The sequence below is a fragment of the Pseudoalteromonas sp. EB27 genome (assembly GCF_001974875.1).
In the GTDB taxonomy this organism is placed as follows: domain Bacteria; phylum Pseudomonadota; class Gammaproteobacteria; order Enterobacterales; family Alteromonadaceae; genus Pseudoalteromonas.
This window is the reverse complement of sequence record NZ_MTQD01000010.1, coordinates 116,168-133,295: the sequence shown is the minus strand read 5'-3', so window position 1 is coordinate 133,295 and position 17,128 is coordinate 116,168. Positions and strand designations below refer to the sequence as shown.

Here is a 17,128-nt window from a genome sequence, read left to right as displayed (position 1 = left end):
AAAACAATGCGTAAACTTACCTTTATTGCGGCCGCAGTAAGCGTTGCACTACTTGCTGGTTGCCAGCAAACAACACAACAAGCGACTTCAGCTCCTATTGCACAAGCAGCAGTTCAATCACAACAAAGTGAAATAGACAAAGCCAATGCGTTTTTTGAAGATACATTTAACCGCGATGTAATGAGCAGTCCTGTATATCAAACATACATGGGTATTAAGCAAGATTACGATAAGTGGGACGATGGCAGCGAAGAAAGACAGCTTAAAGATTTAGCGCAAACAAAAGCTGACCTCGTTGCCCTAAAAGCAATTAGCCGTGATTTATTAGATGATGCGACAAAAGTTAGCTACGACTTAAAAAAACAAGATCTTGAAAGCTCAATTGCTGACTTTAAATGGCGTTACCATAACTACCCTGTGAACCAAATGTTTGGTACACATTCTATGATCCCTGCATTTTTAATTAATCAGCACTCAATTAGTAATGTAAAAGAAGCTAAAGACTACATTTCACGTTTAAATGGTGTAACTGGTGTTATTGATCAGCTTATTATTGATTTAACTGTACGTGCAGAAAAAGGCATCATTGCCCCTAAATTTGTGTTCCCACATGTTATTGATTCAAGCAAAAACATTATTCACGGTGCACCGTTTGAAAAAGGGGATGATTCTACATTGCTTGCTGACTTTAAGCGTAAAGTAACAGCGCTTGAAGTTAGCCAAGACGAAAAAGACTCGTTAATCAGCGATGCATCGGATGCATTAAAATCGGCTGTTAAACCATCTTACTCTAAGCTAATTAATTACCTAGCGCAGCTTGAGAAACGTGCTGATGATCGCGATGGCGCATGGAAACTACCTGACGGCGAAGCGTTTTATAACAACGCACTTAAGCGCACAACTACAACAGATTTAACGGCTAAAGAAATTCATGCTATTGGTCTATCTGAAGTGACACGTATTCATGATGAAATGCGTGAAATTAAAGACAAAGTGGGCTTTAAAGGCGACTTAAAAGCGTTTATGCAGTTTATGAAAACTGACAAACAATTTTACTACCCTAATGATGCACAAGGTAAACAACGCTATCTTGATGAAGCCACTGGGCTTATTGATACAATGAAAACGCGTTTAGATGAGCTATTCATTGTTAAGCCTAAAGCTGATTTAAAAGTAAAAGCAGTTGAAGCATTCCGTGAAAAAGCGGCAGGTAAAGCATTTTACCAACAGCCAGCTCCGGATGGTTCACGCCCAGGTGTTTACTACGCAAACCTTTACGATATGGAAGCAATGCCAACGTATCAAATGGAAGCACTGGCTTACCATGAAGGCATTCCAGGACACCACATGCAAATAGCTATTTCGCAAGAGCTAGAAGGTGTTCCTAAATTCCGTAAGTTTGGTGGCTACACAGCGTATATTGAAGGCTGGGGTTTATACTCAGAGTTCATTCCTAAAGAAATGGGCATGTACTCAGACCCTTACTCAGATTTTGGTCGTCTTTCAATGGAATTATGGCGCGCATGTCGTCTAGTAGTTGATACGGGTATTCACGCAATGAAGTGGACTCGCCAAGAAGGTATTGATTACTACGTAAATAACACGCCTAATGCAACATCTGACGGTGTTAAAATGGTTGAGCGTCACATTGTAATGCCTTCACAAGCAACGGCTTATAAAGTGGGTATGCTTAAGATTTTAGAACTTCGTGAAGACGCTAAAAAACAACTTGGTGATAAATTTGATATTCGCCAGTTCCACGACGTAGTACTTAAAAATGGCCCGGTGCCACTTAATGTACTAGAAAATTTTGTAAATGAATGGGTAGCAAGCAAAAAGGCTTAAAACCAATTTAAACAATTGCTTTAAATATGAAAGGTCGCATTTGCGGCCTTTTTTGTTTTATAGTAGTAAAAAAGATTTTTGGAAATAATAATGGATTTAAGCATACAACTACTTAATGCGCGTATTTCAAAGCAGCAGTTAAATGAGCTCGATAACGACTTTAAGCAGTTAAGCCCTGCTCAGCAAACTTTGCAGCTTAACCATTTATATGACAGTGCCCAACGGTTGAGTGTTAAGTATGACTTTATGCAAAACATAGCAACCCGTATACTAAGTACTAATACAGCACCTTCTCCATTTATTAATCAACTCACTAATATTGACGCATTGAGTTTTTTTACCCCAGCGCTGAGAGTAAATAAAGGCTTTTTAGTACAAGATACACAAGGAAATAACGTACTGCACAATGTGTTTAAGCATGCCGATGCTACAAAGCTGCCATTTAACTATGTGCGTTCTTTAATGTTGTTTGAATCAAATGATGAGTTAGCTAAAGCGCTGGCGCAACCCAACTCTCATGGCTTAACACCAGTTGCCTGCTACATAGCCTATGCAAATAAACCGAGCACACCGGTAAAGCATGAATTTTCAGCTGTGTTAGCATTAATGGAAATAGAGCAAAAACAAAATTCTACTGCAAAACAGCAGCTTGCCAACGTACTAAAAGGGCAAAAAGTTAACGAGACCACAATTTTACTGAGCGCCGCTTACTTGCAACGTTCGACGGCGCAAGTTGCTCACTTAATCAAGGCGCTTTAATTCACTCACAACTTCTGTACGCACGCTATCTATGGCATGCGTAATAGATTGCGCAGCACTTTCGTGATCAACCATATTTGGCCAATTTGTTTGCCAGACCTTTTGTAAGTCTTTTGTTTTTAAATTTACTTTATCAACGGCTAAGTAGCTTAAGTCATGAATTAAGTTAACTTTAACCCAGCCTTTTCGAGGGCTGCCATCTACTTTGTTATTATCGTAATGCGCCGCAAATACAATAAGCTCAAGCTCGGCTAGTTCTTGTAATATTTGAAAGCTAACAATGCGTGTATTGTTATTTTCTTCACTTGCCTCCATTCGCCATGCATTATAACTAAAGCCAATAAACGCAAACACCACGCTCGCTATAGCAGTAAAAAATACGAACGGGGCGCCAGTACAAACTGGCCATATTTAGACTCTGACATATTATTTCCTAGGGCCTGTTTATCTTTCGAGGTTAAATTTGCAGCAGTATGTTTGGTATTTAGGCAAGGCAGAGCCTATGCAGTGTGGTTATTCCCCATAAATAGGCGATAACGTGGAATAAATGCCAAACATGCGCTGCCCGAAGGGTTCTGCCTAGGGGCAATTTACTCTTTGTTGCTCGGTTTTTACTTAGCCAGCTAGGTTACAAACCTCACGCCGCGATTAAATCGCCCCTAGATTGAACAAATTTTAATCCTGAAAGGTCAACAGGCCCTAGTCATTTAAATAATATTCAACACTGGTTACCACTCTTATATTTTTTATTTGCGGTGTATTTGAATCTCGATTACTGATACTAAATTGCCCTTGGCGAGCTGTTTTTATTTTGCCTAATTTTGAATTAGAGTCTTTAGCAAATTTATTAGCGACTTCACGCGCTTTTTCAGTTGCTTCTTGCACCATCGCAGGTTTTACATCATTGAGGCCTGTAAAAATGTATTCAACTTTTGTTTCGTAGCTGTCCTGCACTATTGCGATATCTTGTTTAGCAAGCTGGCTTACTTTACTCAGCGCGTTTTGTACTTTATCTGGCGCAGCAGAATAAACAATAACATTTGAGCGCACTATGTATCTAAATTGCTGATTTTCGTTACTATATTCACGTGCTTGTTTATCAATAACTGACTGGCTGCCTATTGTTATTTCATCGTCGTCAAAACCATGCAGTTTTAAAAAAGCAGTTACAGCATCATTTTTTTTCTCAACTCGGCTGACTAATTTTTCAAGATTATTGTCGGCATCACTAAATTGCAGAGGCCAAATTACTGTATCGGCTATTACTTCTCGCTCGGCCAACCCCTTAACCTGCACAGTACGTTCCATCTCTTTTACACTCAAAGCTGTACTCTTTAAAATAAACCCTAAGCTAATTAAGCCTATACTTAAACAAATAGCCGCTATAACAATGTAAAAACCGGGGGTTTTATTCACAATAATCTCCTTGATTGATATCAATAATAAGCATCTAGACGCTCGAAATAACACAGTAAACAGGGTACATTGAGACTATAAATAACGCAAAATTTAATCAGCCTAGGAAAAACCATGAGCCTTAAGCGCATTACCCAGTTTTTTAATCCAAGCTCAGTGGCCGTTATTGGTGCCTCTAATATATCAACTCGTGCTGGTTTTGTGGTTATGCGCAATTTGCTTCAAGGCGGCTTTAAAGGGCCGATAATGCCTGTTACTCCAAGCCATAGCGCAGTACATGGCGTGCTTGCTTACCCCACTATTGCGGACTTACCAAAAGTACCCGACCTTGCTGTTATTTGTACTAACAAAAACACCTTAATTGATATTATTGAGCAGCTTGGAGAACTTGGCTGCAAAACGGCGGTTGTTATTGCAGATGGGCTTTCTGGAGAGCAAAAAAGTGCGCTCAAAGCATGCGCTCAAGCCAAGCAAGTTACTTTGCTTGGGCCAAATTGTTTAGGCTTGCTGATCCCTCATATTGGTTTAAATGCGAGCTTTTCACATACTGTGGCAAGCCCAGGTAAAATTGCATTTGTATCGCAATCAGCAGCAGTATGCTCAACCATTTTAGATTGGGCTAAAAACAAAGAAATTGGCTTTTCATATTTTGTATCGGTAGGTGACTGCCTTGATATTAACTTTAATGAACTACTCGACTTTTTAGGTCGTGATGCTAAAACCAAAGCTATTTTACTCTACATTGATAACATTGAGGATATTCGTGGTTTTATATCAGCAGCAAGAGCTGCGGCTTTTAGTAAGCCTGTAATTGCGATTAAAACAGGTAAAACAAGTGCGGGTGCACTTGCAGCCGAAATTCACACCGGTGGAAAGCAAAGCTCTGATGCTGTTTACGATGCGTTATTTCAACGTGCAGGTATGCTGCGCGTAAATGATTTACGAGAGCTATTTGCAGCGACACAAACACTTGCCATGCATCCAAAATTATTAAAAGTAGAGCAACTGACTATTTTAACTAATGGTGGCGGGCCGGGAGTTATGGCCGTTGATGAGCTTATTCAAAATTCAGGAAAGTTAGCAGAGCTAAGCATTGAAACTCGAAATGCGCTAAATAAAGTAATTCCACAATCAGAAACCACCTCAAACCCTGTGGATATTTTTGGCGACTCAGCTCCTGCTCGGTACAAACAAGCACTGGAGATTTTATTACACGCTAAAGAAGTTAAAAATTTACTCATAATTCATACCCCATCAGCACTTGCACTCAGCGAAGACTACGCCAACGTTATTGTAGAAACCTTGCAAACATTACCCAAAATGGCGCGCCCTTACGTTATAACTAACTTTATGGGGGAGGATGCATCTTATGCTGCAAGAAAAGTATGCTCTAATAATGCTATACCTACTTACCGTACGCCCGAAGGCGCTGTTGGCGCATTTATGCACTTGGTAACGTATCGTCGTAACCAAAAGCATTTAACGCAAACACCTGAGTCGAACACTGATGACGCAAAAATAAATAAAGTGCCTGCTAAAGCACTTATTAATGAATTTTTAGATGAAGGACAAAGCTACTTACCTACCCATCAGGCAAGCCAAGTATTAAACCATTACGGTATTAAATGCATTCAAACTGAGGTTGCCTACACACCAACAGAAGCGAGAGAGCAAGCCATAGAGCTGGGTTTTCCGGTCGCGTTAAAGCTCATTAGCCCAAGTATTGCCTCAAAGTCTGAAGTAGGTGGTGTGGTGCTTAATTTAAACGACGCCAACGAGGTTGAACAAACCGCTTTTGCAATGCTTATACGTATTAAAAACACGTATCCGGATGCGATTATTGAAGGGTTCTCATTACAAAAAATGGCGCCGCGAGCAGGCGCAAATGAGCTGCGAATTGCGATTAAAACCGAGCCCAATTTTGGCCCTGTTATATTATTAGGTGAAGCAGGAACCGGCCTTGAATATGCACAAGCCGCTGTTGCTCTGCCTCCACTGAATATGAACTTAGCAAAGTATTTAATTGCCGCAGCGCACGATAAAGGCGTACTAAAGGAGCGCATATTACCCGAAAAGGTTGATAAGTATCGTTTATGTGCACTGCTAACACGTATTTCTCAGTTAATTATTGACCAACCTGACATAAGCTCTATGGAACTAAATCCTATCCTTGCCAGCAACGGGCAGTTTTTAGTACTCGATGCCACTATGACCCTTAACCGCTATCAAACTCAGAGCAATCGTAAGCGCTTATCTATTCGTCCCTACCCTATTGAGCTTGTTGAAGTAGTAACACTTAAAAATAACACCCAAGCTACGCTCAGGCCTATAAAGCCAGAAGATGAACAAGCTCATAAAGCATTTGACGAGTCACTTAATAAAGAAGACAGATATAAACGCTTTTTTGGCGAACTACCACAATTTAACCACGATCAACTCGCTAAAATGACGCAAATTGATTACGACCGTGAAATGGCCTTTATTGTTTGCCAACGCTTTGAAGGTAAAACCCGCACACTAGGTGTGTCTCGCGTCATTATGGATCCCGATAACCTACATGCTGAATTTGCTATTGTAGTACGCTCAGACTGCCAAGGTTTAGGGCTTGGTCGCATACTAATGAGTGCTGCAATCAACCACTGTAAACGCCAAGGTGTGGAGTCGATTGAAGGCATAACCTTACCAGAGAATACGGGGATGATTGAGCTAGCCCGAAAGTTAGGTTTTAAAATTAGTCGCGACTTTGAAGAAGGCAGTATTAATATGGTACTTAAACTTAAATAATGAATGAACCACATACTTTAAGACAAAAAATGGCCTGCCTGTTTGAAGGCACAGGTCAATACCATCGAGCAGGACATATTCTTGATATCGCGCTCATTAGCTTAATAATGATTAACGTTGTAGCCATTGTTATTGAATCAATCCCAAGTGTGGCAGAGCAGTATTACAACGAATTCTTAGTTTTAGAAATTGTCTCGGTCGCTATTTTTGCTATTGAGTACTTAGCCAGACTTTGGGCTTGCGTAGATAAAACACAATATGCAGCAATGGAGGGGTCTCATACCAAACGTCGGCTTAGCTACTTTTTCTCCCCTTTGGCAATTGTTGATTTAATTGCGATTTTACCAAGCTTAATGATGTTTTTATTTCCTCTCGATTTACGTTTTTTACGTGTGCTTCGACTATTAAGGGTATTTAAACTCACTCGCTACTCACGCGCCATGCAGCTACTTTTAAAAGCCTTTAACGATGAAGGTAGTTCATTAATGGCTGCTTTTTTTATTATGGCCGTCGTGCTTATTTTAGCTTCATGCGGAATTTATTTAATTGAGCATGACATACAACCCGATAAATTTGGCTCTATTCCCGCGGCTATGTGGTGGGCAATGGCAACACTAACGACTGTTGGTTATGGTGATGTAGTACCTATAACGCCATTGGGTAAATTTTTCGGCGGCGTAATTACACTACTAAGCATGGGAATGGTTGCGATACCTACCGGTTTACTCGCGTCTAGTTTTTCAGAACAAATACGTAAACGCCGCCAATTTTTTGAAGATGCTGTACATGAACAAATTCAAGACGGCACTCTTAATGATACTCAACAAGAACACCTAGAAGAACTACGCTATAAACTAGGCTTGAGTAAACTAGAAGCTAATAAGGCCATTAAAACGCAGTTAAATGAGCATAATAGCCATTTATTTTGTAGGCACTGCGGTAAAAGGCCTTAAATGAGTACTGCCATTATCAATTAAATATATCACTCCAATTGCGATTAATAAGCGGTAGTACTTCGTTATTTGGTACTGGTTTACTAAATAAGTACCCTTGGAAATGCATGCACCCTCGCGCCTTTAAAAAGGCGAGTTGGTGCGAGCTTTCTACGCCTTCAGCTACACATTCTTTACCTAAACTATCAGCAAGCGCGAGTATTGATTGAATAATAGCTTCATCGTCAGAATCTATGCCTATGTCTTGCACAAAGCTTCTATCTATTTTTAATACATCAATAGGAAAGCGCTTTAAATAAGTAAGCGATGCGTAACCCGTACCAAAATCATCCATATACAATCTACAGCCCAACTTTTTAAGTTGTTCCATACTATGTAACGCTTCTTTGGAATCACGCATTAATATTGATTCAGTTATTTCAAAAACAATTGCCTCAGACGATACCCCTGCGTTACTTAACGCTTTTTTTATTTCTGGAACAAGGTCTTTAAACTCAAAATCAAGTGCCGATAAATTAATAGATAAATACAGGCTAGGTGAGGCTTTTCGCCACTCTTTTAGCTCGAGTAAAGCGCGCGCAAAAGTCTGCAGCATAATTTTTGTAATCAGGCCTATACCTTCTGCTGCCACCGAAAACTCTTGGGTTTGCACAAGCTTATTTTCAGGCCAACGTAGCAGTACTTCAAAACCTTCTGTTTTTTGACTTTCAGCGTTAATGATAGGCTGGTAGTAATTACAGAACTCTTCTTCTTGATACGCTCTTGTAAGCTGAGATTCAAGATGCAGCGCTCTTTGAACATGCTGATTCATCTCTTGCTTATAAAACTGATAACGTCCCTCTAAAGAGTCTTTTGCATGATATAACGCTATGCTCGCAGCTTTTAAAAGCGCTGATCCTTGCTGCGCATCATCTGGTGATATAGACACGCCAATACTTAAATTAACGTTTACGACTTGACCATTAATCGTAATATTTTGATTCACACAATCCATTAACTTAGTACATATAATGAGTACTTGTTCTATTTGATGAATGTCTTCTACCAGTACAACAAATTCATCGCCACCAAATCGAGCAACACTATCCGATGGACGCAAGGAGCATTTTAAACGCTCAGCTACCTCTTTAATAAGCTCATCAGCAACTGCATGCCCTAAAGAATCATTAAAGTATTTAAAACGCTTAATATTTATATGTAATAAAGCAACTTTACATTCGTGAAATTTTGCTTGCTCAAGGGCGTGTTCAACGCGGTCGTTAAATAACGTACGATTTGGCAGCCCAGTTAAAGCATCGTAATTGGCTAATAAGTGCAGCTCGTTTTCAGCTGATTTTTGTGCGTTTATATCGGTTAAAATAATGACATAGCTATTAAGACGCTGTTCGTTATCGGCTACTGCACTTATTTTCACAAGTACATGGCGTGGCTCACCATTTGCTAAAACCACACTGTCTTCACACGAAAAGTGCTCCCCAACAGATAGCTTTTGCATTATGCGTAAATAATCGAAACGATTGCTGCGCGATATACCTAAATTTAATGCTCGACTAGATAACGACTCAGCAGAGAAGCTAAAGGCGGTCTGCAGGGATTTATTGGAGGCCCTAATATTTAAATTTTTATCGAGAATAAACACCCAATCACGTGTTTGTTCAAACGCTGCGGTAAATAATAATGCATGTTCTTCAAACACCATCTCACGGGTCATATTTGTGTAGGTACCCGCTACTTTTTGTGGCGTTTTATCATCCCACTCAACTACTTTCCCAAAATCCTTATACCAGCGCCAATAGCCTTTTGCATGGCGCAGGCGGTAGGTGCAATTAAAATAACCTTTATCGGTAGATAAAAATTCAAGCCACTCTAAGCGAAATAGTTGTTTGTCTTGCGGATGAATTTTAGATAAATATTCATCTAGGCTCACGGTTTCATTTTCGTAGCCTAATTCACTCGCTAAGCGAGGTTGATAAATACTTGGATTACTTGATTCCCAATCCCAAACACCCGACTCGCTGCCTTCAAGAGCTAGCTTTAAACGCGCTTCGCTTTCTTTACTTTCTTTATTTGCTGCTAATAAAATACGCTGGATTTTATTACGGCGCATAACCCACATAGCAACAAAGCCAATAAACAACATGCCATAAAGCACCATAAAATAAGGTGCACGCCAAAGCGGATACTTTACTTTTATTTTTAAAATAGCGGGCGAAGTATATTCGCCAGTCAGCGGATCTTTAGCCCAAACTTTTAATTGATAATTACCTGGATTTAATTTTGGAAACAGTACGCGATTGTTATTTCGAGTATAACTTTTTTGCCCGTTATCGAGTTGATACTCATAAATGATGCGTTCTTGATTACTGAATGCCATGGCCGAAAATGCCACTTCAAGCCCTATATCATCATGATTTAACACAACCTCGTTGAGCGGCTGTTTTAAATCAAGCGATAAATCTCGAGACATTAAATCAACTCGCGTAATATTTACGTGATCAATAAGCGACTGGTAATTTTGGTTTTCCATTGGATGAAAATAAGTAAATCCTTTTAAGCTACCATACGCAATATGGCCATCTTTGAGCTGTGCCATGGCGTTACTATTAAACTCAGCTGAAAGTAGCCCCTCTGATGTAGAAAATTGCTGAAAATGAAGTGTTTCTGGGTTTAATCGCCAAATACCTTTATGGCTGCTCATCCAAATCATACCATCATCATCTAGCACCATATCGTAGAGTAGTGTGCCTAATTTATTTTTCTCTAAATCGATTGTATGGACTAATTGGTAGGTAGATGCATCAAGGCCTATCAAGCCAAAATTAGAAAGTGATATCCACAATATATTGTTGTTATCAATTAAGTAAGAAAGCACACTAATGGCTACGTTTTCATGCTGTTTTGGCACTTTGTAAATCATTTTAAGTGCTAAATCACTTGGGTTTACTTGGTATAAAATACCGGCATTAAAAAACAATGGTGAGTCTGGTTTATTGCTCAGCGCAGGTAAAAAGCCATGAGCTAAAAAGGGTTCAAATTGATCAAATTGGCCACCCAAACGCGTTATTACTTGAGAGTCTATATTGTATATAAATACCCCATGATCTGAGTGCACAAAGTATAAGTCGCCATTTGGCATTAATGTAACGCCATGCACCCTACCGGTAATTAGCTCTTGATTAGCAGGGTCATGCACTTTAGGTTCGCTAACTTGATGCGTTACAGGATCAAAAATAAACAAACCACGGTTTGTATAAAGCCATAAATTGTCTTTATAAGGTGTTATTTCGTATACGGTAAACTCAGTGGTGAGTAAGTCGACTTTGTAGTCTTTTAAATAAACTTTGCCAACATTTGTTTTTAAATCAACTTCAGTAATACCATTGTGCGTTGCAAGCCAGAGTTTATCTTTATATTCAGTAATACCCCAAATAGAGTGATGTGATAAACCATCGCCCCCGAGTAAAGTGCCATCGATATTATTAAAATGATAACTGTCATGAGATAAATAAAATGCCCCATCGGTTTTAGTCGCAACCCAAGTACCACCCGATTTATCTTTAGCCATATCAATAATACTGGTATCAGCAAGTGTGTACTTACTTTGGGCTATTCGGGTGTTTTTAATCATTTCCCCAGTGCTTAAATCAAATTTAAACAAGCCTTTATCAGTAGCTAAATCTATTTTTCCGTGTTCGTTTACTATGCTCCACACATTTAAATCAGTTAGTAATACCTTACTTTTAAACGGTAAATCTGGACGTTCAAACATTTTTGATAAGTTACTAATATCAACTTCGTATAAGCCTTTTACCGCCCCTACTAACAACTGTTTATTTTCACCTAATGCGAACGACTTAACATTATTTTGATAAATATGCTCAGCTTCACCTTTTAAGTGTTGTAGTGGCCTAACCTGCTCTGTTGCAATATCAAATACATATGCACCATGGCTTGTACCAATAAATATATAACCATTGTAGGCAAACAGCTTTCTCACAAGGGTATTTTTATATTTAGCGGGTAGCTCAAAGATAGTTGTAATTTCTCCGGTCGCAATATCAAGCTTTGCAAAATCGCGGCCTCGCCCAATCCAAAGTGTTTTTTTATCAACGGCCACCATACTAAAAACAGATTGATTGATAATTTCTTCTTCACTAGTGGGTTTTTCTAAAAACTGCTGATATGAATCTGTTACGGGGTCGTATCTAAATAGGCCTGCAAGTAAAGAAGCTATCCAAATGTGCCCTTGGGTATCTTGGTAAATACGATCAATGATCGCTTCTTCTAATTCACCATTAGGGCCGTTTATTGGAATAACTTGATAGCCATCATAACGATTAAGCCCAGCCTCAGTAGAAAGCCAAAGGTAACCATTAGTGTCGATAAGCATTGTATTAACGTAGCTTTGCGATAAGCCTTCGCTTGGAGATAAACGTTTTACTTGTGCGCCTACTTGGCAACTTAGGATAGCGATTAAAACTACAAAGCAACTAATGATCCCGTTAACGCATTTACTCATGCTTATTCCATATTATTATTTATTATTATGGGTACTCTAGAGCGACTATATTTCGATGTTTGTAAGTATCAAAAAGTACTTGTAAAGCAAGAGTATATGTTAACACCTGGTTAAAACCAATAGCACAATATAAATCAACTACGTTTTTATATGCGAAGGTATTAATCTTCTTATCTTGCGACTTTAAGAGTGTTGATAATAGCTGCTTAGCAACACCTTTACCGCGATGCTCCAGTGCAACAAACACGGTAGATAAAAATAAAAAATCTGTTTTATCTTGTAACCTACATGCTGCAACTATTTCATTATTATAGTAAGTAACCCATACTTTATCTTGTTTATTAGCCCGTCCTCTTACATTATGTTTTTTATAAAATTTATTAACGAGTGGAATTTTTATCTCATCCAATAATTCAACTATATGCATATTTATATCAACACTTAGCTAAGCATCAAGGCTAAATATTGCTCAAACTTTTGCTTTAACACCATTTGCTCTGCCATTGGGCGGCTATGAATTGTATTATAAACTTGCTCTCGCGTTTTTTTGTTTCGCTTAATTTGATACGCCCAAAAAGACGCTTCATAATCTAACTGAATTTGGTATTTTTCTTCACGTGGCAATAGGCATAAATTAAAACTCACAATACTTCCTCATTCGCTTTTAAAATTATTTGATTAACCCCGAAACTGGGCAAGAGGTAATCTCCTTGTTATTATACGCGTCTTATTTTATTTATTTCTGTAGTAATTGGAACTGATAATGAATAGACATTTTAGTATCTTGTTATTATTGGTAAATTTATCTTTTAGTGCCTCTTGTTTTAGTCATCAATACAACCTCACTTTTAATCGTCCGCAAAGTACACCACAAGCTGATTATGCCTTAGAGCTATTAAAGTTAGCATACGCAGATATAGGTTTTAAAATATATATCATCGATTTTAGCCACCAAAATGCTTTGCTAGCTGCAAATAATGGCGTACTTGATGGACAGTTAGGAAGAGATGTAAGCGTTGAAGAAAATTACGAAAACTTAATTAGGGTCGATTATGAGCTATTTAAGTTTGACTTAGTGTTATATAAAAACTGTTTACCTAGCAGTTTAGAGCAACTAGATAGCGTCGCAATTGTTGATGGCTACCCTGTCCAAGAACATTATTTAGCAAACACTCAATTTGCAGGAAATATTATTAAAGTTAAAAGTATGAATGCCCAGCTTAATTTACTAGCTCAGCAAAAAGTACAAGGGGCTTTAATGATTAACTTTATAATGCAAAACAACGATCTCCCTACACCGCAAGGTTGCTTTGAAAAAGAAGTGTTGAATACGTATCCGCTTTATCATTATTTAAATAAGCGTAATAAAAACCTAGTAGAAAAACTTAAAATGTCATTAATTAACTTAACTAACAATGGCACTGTGTACGCACTAAGAGCCAAATATGGATTAAGCTTTTAAAAATCGAACCCTTGTTGCTCTGCCTGTGTACTTGGCACTGCATTTTGCTGCTTTTTTTGAAGATAGCGTTTGTAGCGCTGCTGGCACAAACTAAGCACCTTCTTTTTTTGGTCGTTAGTTAAGGTATTCCACGAAAAGCGTTCATCGCGACTACGATAACATCCCTTACAATACCCTCTGTTATTAACTAAGCAAATACTTTTGCAAGGGCTTGGAATATCAAATATTTCAATTTGTTGCATAGCATTCGCACCGTTTAATCAGAGGTACTTAGTATAGCGTCATTTTTGAGCAAAAAAAAAGCAGCAATTAAATTGCTGCTTACTTTTATTAAGCTATGAGCATTAATGCTCGCAGCTATTTGTGTTTATCTCTGCTTTACGATGAAACGGCTTAGCATACATAGCTAGCACTAATGGTTTTAACTCTTCAGGCACACAGGCTAAACGTTGTTCAAATGTCGCTGTATCAGGAGAGTCTATTACCGCCTCTTTACAGCCACCAGCAATGTAATTGCCTGGGTGTAAATAAAACGAATCAACAATTTGCCTATCAATCGTTTTAGCAAGCTCTTCAGCACTATCACATTTAGATTCAATTGGTTGCCCAAATGCTAAATGCACATGCCCTTTAGCAGTACTAAAGCCTTCAACAATGCTCGCAATATCTTCACCAGCCGATTTAACGTACTCACCATGGTGTTGTTTATGGTAAAGCTCTTTGGCTTTAGCAATTGCACACGGCTCATATTGATAAGAAATAGAAACCGGCACTATTTTTAACTCTTTAATATAATCGCCAAACTCTTTCTTTTGTTTACGCCCGTTTAATTGCAACATTTTTAGAAGCGCAGGATCAGTTTGATCAAAACCGTCTTTTGCACGCCCTTCTTTTTGCGCAATCCAAATAGAATTTCCACCCACTACAGAATCGTAAATGTATGACGATAATTGAGTCAGTGCTTTTAGCATCTCTTTTGGTGCTTTAGCAGAGCGCTTAACGATAAAGCTTTTATTTAGACGCATAAGCTCAGTAATGTAAGGTATTTGCAATAAATTATCGCCAATAGCAATGCGCACTGTTTTCATTTTATGTTGATATAAACCCCAGTTTACTAATGCAGGATCAAGCACTATGTCTCTGTGGTTTGAAATAAATAAATAGGCCTGGTTAGCATCTAATTGATCTAACCCAGAAAAGGTTACTTTTGACGTGGTGCGCTTTACTAATTTATCTAAGTATTGCGCAACTTCGTTTTGCACGTCTTCGACGGTACTTACTTTACCCCATTTTTTGCGCAATTGGCTTCTAACCAATGGACGAGCTATAAATGGCACAGACGATAAAAAGCGTGGTAGATTATATTTTGCGATCACATCAATAAACGCATTATCGTTCATTAAACGCGAAAGCGAAGCCGTAACTTCATCATCGTTATAAGGTCTTATATCAGCGTACTTATCTTCTAATTCACTCATTACTACATCTATAATGTTAAAAAACGGCACACGAAAGCGCCGTATTTTGGGATTATTATTCTCTAACTGATTATAACTCAGCCAATATCAAATGCGAAATAACCAAAAAACGATTTTTTATTTTAGCAACTTGCTTTAAAAACGAGTTTAATTACCTTCTATGACCATAGGCTTGCTTATAAGTGCAAAAAAACTGATCAGTCTAGCAAAATACCATGTTCTCAATCTGCTAGTGGGCAGACCACTACTACATAGCCCTCTAATCATTTGGTAGTAATACCATTAACAAAGCCTTTCTTTCGTAGTACCTTAAGCCCATATTTTAGATTTTTGATGGATCGTAGGCATCTTTTTACGATTTTAACTCTTTCAGATCCACTTATTTTAGGGCTCATAATGAACATTACTATTCTTGATAACGCTACGTTAGCTAAAACGTCTCTTACTTGTATTGAACAACTTGGTAAATTAACGACTTATGAACTTACTAGCCCAGAGCAAGTTATTGAACATTGCCAAGGCGCTGATGTATTGATCACTAATAAAGCGGTTTTAAATCGCGATACGATTAGTCAGCTAACACAGCTTAAATTGATTTGCGTAAGTGCAACCGGTACTAATAATGTTGATTTAGAAGCCGCTAAAGAATTTGGTATTGCCGTAACTAATGTAGCTGGCTATTCAACCCCTTCTGTTGTTCAACATACATTTTCTTTAATTACTAACTTACTGGGTAACACACATCGCTATCAGGCGGATTGCCAGCAAGGCGCTTGGCAAAAAAGTGAAATGTTTTGCATACTCGATTACAGCTTTAACGACTTACAAGGCAAAACATTTGCCATTATAGGCGGTGGTACGCTAGGTAAAGGCGTTGCTAAAGTGGCTGAGGCATTTGGCGCAAATATTATTGTTGCAGAGCGCAAAGGTGTTGCATGCCGCGATGGTCGTATGCCTTTTGAGGACGTTATTAAAACAGCCGATATAATCAGTGTTCACTGCCCACTTACCGATGAAACACGTGATTTAATTGCACTTAATGAGCTTAAAATGATGAAGCCAAGTAGTATTATTATTAACACTGCTCGTGGTGGCATTATTAACGAAGCCGACTTAGCTACAGCACTTGAGCAAAACCTAATTGCTGGAGCCGGGGTTGATGTACTAACTAAAGAACCTGCTGAGCTTTCAAACCCACTTGCTAATTACAAAGGCAATAACTTACTACTTACTCCACATATTGCATGGGCAAGTACTGAATCTATTGTGCGTTTAATTAATGAGGTAAGTTTAAACATTGCGGCATTTAATAAAGGCGAATCACGCAACCGCTTGGTGTAACTGCACTGCGGGAAAATAGTTAAAAAAACTAAAATGTGGCTGTTTTTACTAATTATTTTTGCAAATGATTAGTAAAACATAGTCCTTAAAATCTAACCAATTGAATTAAAAAGCTTTTAAACTTGGCCTACTACTTGCCTTATATGATCAAAATATTAAAAACTCATTTAAGGAATATCACAATGAAAAAATCTCTATTAGCAGCAGCCCTTATTGCACCATTTTTAACTGGCTGTGTTATTGCCGTATCTGATGGTGAAGCTGAGACTCATTGGGCAGGGAAAAACTCATCAAGCTGGCAAGCACAACATAAAAATAATCGTGAAGCTATATCAGAGCTAAAAATGGATAGCAGCTATCAATCTGTTTTAACGCAATTAAAAACGCCTAATTTCACAGAACTATTAAAAAAAGATGACGATATATACCAAGTACTTTTTTATGTAACTCATAGCAAGCATTCAGATTCTAAAACAACGAAAGATGAATGTACGCCACTTGTATTTAAAAATGATAAGTTAGTGGGCATTGGTGACACTGCTTTAGGTATGATCACGCAGTAACAATAAAA

General features: G+C 38.3%; 14 protein-coding genes. 7 read left to right on the top strand and 7 right to left on the bottom strand.

The genetic code is table 11. From position 1 onward, the window contains the following. Window positions 1–6: 6 nt before the first annotated feature. Both BW142_RS12610 and BW142_RS12605 read left to right on the top strand, forming a co-directional pair. Window positions 7–1,845, top strand: a complete 1,839-nt coding sequence (locus BW142_RS12610) for a DUF885 domain-containing protein (RefSeq protein WP_076925073.1) — start codon at window positions 7–9, stop codon at window positions 1,843–1,845. Window positions 1,846–1,935: 90 nt separating this feature from the next. Next, on the top strand, window positions 1,936–2,604 hold the full coding sequence (locus tag BW142_RS12605; protein ID WP_076925072.1) for a hypothetical protein: 669 nt from the start codon (window positions 1,936–1,938) through the stop codon (window positions 2,602–2,604). On the opposite strand, the gene BW142_RS12600 is transcribed toward BW142_RS12605, so the two are convergent. Together BW142_RS12600 and BW142_RS12595 are read right to left on the bottom strand one after the other, a co-directional pair. Continuing rightward, on the bottom strand, window positions 2,587–2,958 hold the full coding sequence (locus BW142_RS12600; protein ID WP_253188820.1) for a hypothetical protein: 372 nt from the start codon (window positions 2,956–2,958) through the stop codon (window positions 2,587–2,589). The two genes, BW142_RS12605 and BW142_RS12600, sit on opposite strands and share 18 nt — an antisense overlap. A 345-nt stretch (window positions 2,959–3,303) precedes the next feature. Beyond that, the gene (locus BW142_RS12595) at window positions 3,304–4,020 is read right to left on the bottom strand and encodes an SIMPL domain-containing protein (RefSeq protein ID WP_076925071.1); all 717 of its coding nucleotides are present in this window, start codon (window positions 4,018–4,020) and stop codon (window positions 3,304–3,306) included. 114 nt (window positions 4,021–4,134) lie between these two features. Here BW142_RS12595 and BW142_RS12590 point away from each other — a divergent pair, with 114 nt between their 5' ends. Together BW142_RS12590 and BW142_RS12585 are read left to right on the top strand one after the other, a co-directional pair. Further along, window positions 4,135–6,804: a bifunctional acetate--CoA ligase family protein/GNAT family N-acetyltransferase gene (locus BW142_RS12590; protein ID WP_076925070.1), complete on the top strand. Its 2,670-nt coding sequence runs from the start codon at window positions 4,135–4,137 to the stop codon at window positions 6,802–6,804. After that, the gene (locus tag BW142_RS12585; RefSeq protein WP_024590672.1) at window positions 6,804–7,757 is read left to right on the top strand and encodes an ion transporter; all 954 of its coding nucleotides are present in this window, start codon (window positions 6,804–6,806) and stop codon (window positions 7,755–7,757) included. The genes BW142_RS12590 and BW142_RS12585 overlap by 1 nt, the downstream gene beginning before the upstream one ends. 16 nt (window positions 7,758–7,773) lie before the next feature. Here the strand turns inward: BW142_RS12585 and BW142_RS12580 are convergent, their stop codons facing one another. Genes BW142_RS12580 through BW142_RS12570 form a run of 3 tightly spaced genes read right to left on the bottom strand, consistent with a single transcriptional unit; the run spans window position 7,774 to window position 12,921 of the window. Further along, a complete protein-coding gene (locus BW142_RS12580) occupies window positions 7,774–12,276 on the bottom strand; it encodes an EAL domain-containing protein (protein WP_076925069.1) in 4,503 nt (1,500 codons plus the stop codon). A gap of 25 nt (window positions 12,277–12,301) precedes the next feature. Next, a complete protein-coding gene (locus BW142_RS12575; RefSeq protein ID WP_024598903.1) occupies window positions 12,302–12,703 on the bottom strand; it encodes a GNAT family N-acetyltransferase in 402 nt (133 codons plus the stop codon). A gap of 14 nt (window positions 12,704–12,717) precedes the next feature. Beyond that, window positions 12,718–12,921 (bottom strand): DUF3283 family protein, encoded by a 204-nt coding sequence (locus BW142_RS12570; protein WP_002962585.1) that lies wholly within the window; start codon window positions 12,919–12,921, stop codon window positions 12,718–12,720. A gap of 118 nt (window positions 12,922–13,039) precedes the next feature. Between BW142_RS12570 and BW142_RS12565 the strand changes: the two genes are divergently transcribed. Next, the gene (locus tag BW142_RS12565; protein ID WP_076925068.1) at window positions 13,040–13,738 is read left to right on the top strand and encodes a transporter substrate-binding domain-containing protein; all 699 of its coding nucleotides are present in this window, start codon (window positions 13,040–13,042) and stop codon (window positions 13,736–13,738) included. Here the strand turns inward: BW142_RS12565 and BW142_RS12560 are convergent. Both BW142_RS12560 and BW142_RS12555 read right to left on the bottom strand, forming a co-directional pair. Continuing rightward, a complete protein-coding gene (locus BW142_RS12560; RefSeq protein WP_076925067.1) occupies window positions 13,735–13,980 on the bottom strand; it encodes a DUF1289 domain-containing protein in 246 nt (81 codons plus the stop codon). The genes BW142_RS12565 and BW142_RS12560 overlap by 4 nt on opposite strands. A 102-nt stretch (window positions 13,981–14,082) precedes the next feature. Next, window positions 14,083–15,216 carry a 1-acyl-sn-glycerol-3-phosphate acyltransferase gene (locus tag BW142_RS12555; protein ID WP_076925118.1) on the bottom strand — a complete coding sequence of 378 codons (1,134 nt, stop codon included), beginning with the start codon at window positions 15,214–15,216 and terminating at the stop codon, window positions 14,083–14,085. A gap of 396 nt (window positions 15,217–15,612) precedes the next feature. On the opposite strand from BW142_RS12555, the gene BW142_RS12550 reads away from it, so the two are divergent. Both BW142_RS12550 and BW142_RS12545 read left to right on the top strand, forming a co-directional pair. After that, window positions 15,613–16,557, top strand: coding sequence for a D-2-hydroxyacid dehydrogenase (locus tag BW142_RS12550; protein ID WP_076925066.1), 945 nt, complete (start codon window positions 15,613–15,615; stop codon window positions 16,555–16,557). A 182-nt stretch (window positions 16,558–16,739) separates the two neighbouring features. Then, window positions 16,740–17,120, top strand: coding sequence for a DUF3192 domain-containing protein (locus BW142_RS12545; RefSeq protein ID WP_024598908.1), 381 nt, complete (start codon window positions 16,740–16,742; stop codon window positions 17,118–17,120). Window positions 17,121–17,128 lie beyond the last annotated feature (8 nt).

What these genes read in the sequence shown, in the direction of transcription:
- BW142_RS12560 (WP_076925067.1), bottom strand. Translation starts at nt 13,980, where the DNA reads ATGCAACAAATTGAAATATTTGATATTCCAAGCCCTTGCAAAAGTATT.
- BW142_RS12565 (WP_076925068.1), top strand. Translation starts at nt 13,040, where the DNA reads ATGAATAGACATTTTAGTATCTTGTTATTATTGGTAAATTTATCTTTT.
- BW142_RS12585 (WP_024590672.1), top strand. Translation starts at nt 6,804, where the DNA reads ATGAATGAACCACATACTTTAAGACAAAAAATGGCCTGCCTGTTTGAA.
- BW142_RS12575 (WP_024598903.1), bottom strand. Translation starts at nt 12,703, where the DNA reads ATGCATATAGTTGAATTATTGGATGAGATAAAAATTCCACTCGTTAAT.
- BW142_RS12550 (WP_076925066.1), top strand. Translation starts at nt 15,613, where the DNA reads ATGAACATTACTATTCTTGATAACGCTACGTTAGCTAAAACGTCTCTT.
- BW142_RS12605 (WP_076925072.1), top strand. Translation starts at nt 1,936, where the DNA reads ATGGATTTAAGCATACAACTACTTAATGCGCGTATTTCAAAGCAGCAG.
- BW142_RS12590 (WP_076925070.1), top strand. Translation starts at nt 4,135, where the DNA reads ATGAGCCTTAAGCGCATTACCCAGTTTTTTAATCCAAGCTCAGTGGCC.
- BW142_RS12580 (WP_076925069.1), bottom strand. Translation starts at nt 12,276, where the DNA reads ATGAGTAAATGCGTTAACGGGATCATTAGTTGCTTTGTAGTTTTAATC.
- BW142_RS12610 (WP_076925073.1), top strand. Translation starts at nt 7, where the DNA reads ATGCGTAAACTTACCTTTATTGCGGCCGCAGTAAGCGTTGCACTACTT.
- BW142_RS12555 (WP_076925118.1), bottom strand. Translation starts at nt 15,216, where the DNA reads ATGAGTGAATTAGAAGATAAGTACGCTGATATAAGACCTTATAACGAT.
- BW142_RS12545 (WP_024598908.1), top strand. Translation starts at nt 16,740, where the DNA reads ATGAAAAAATCTCTATTAGCAGCAGCCCTTATTGCACCATTTTTAACT.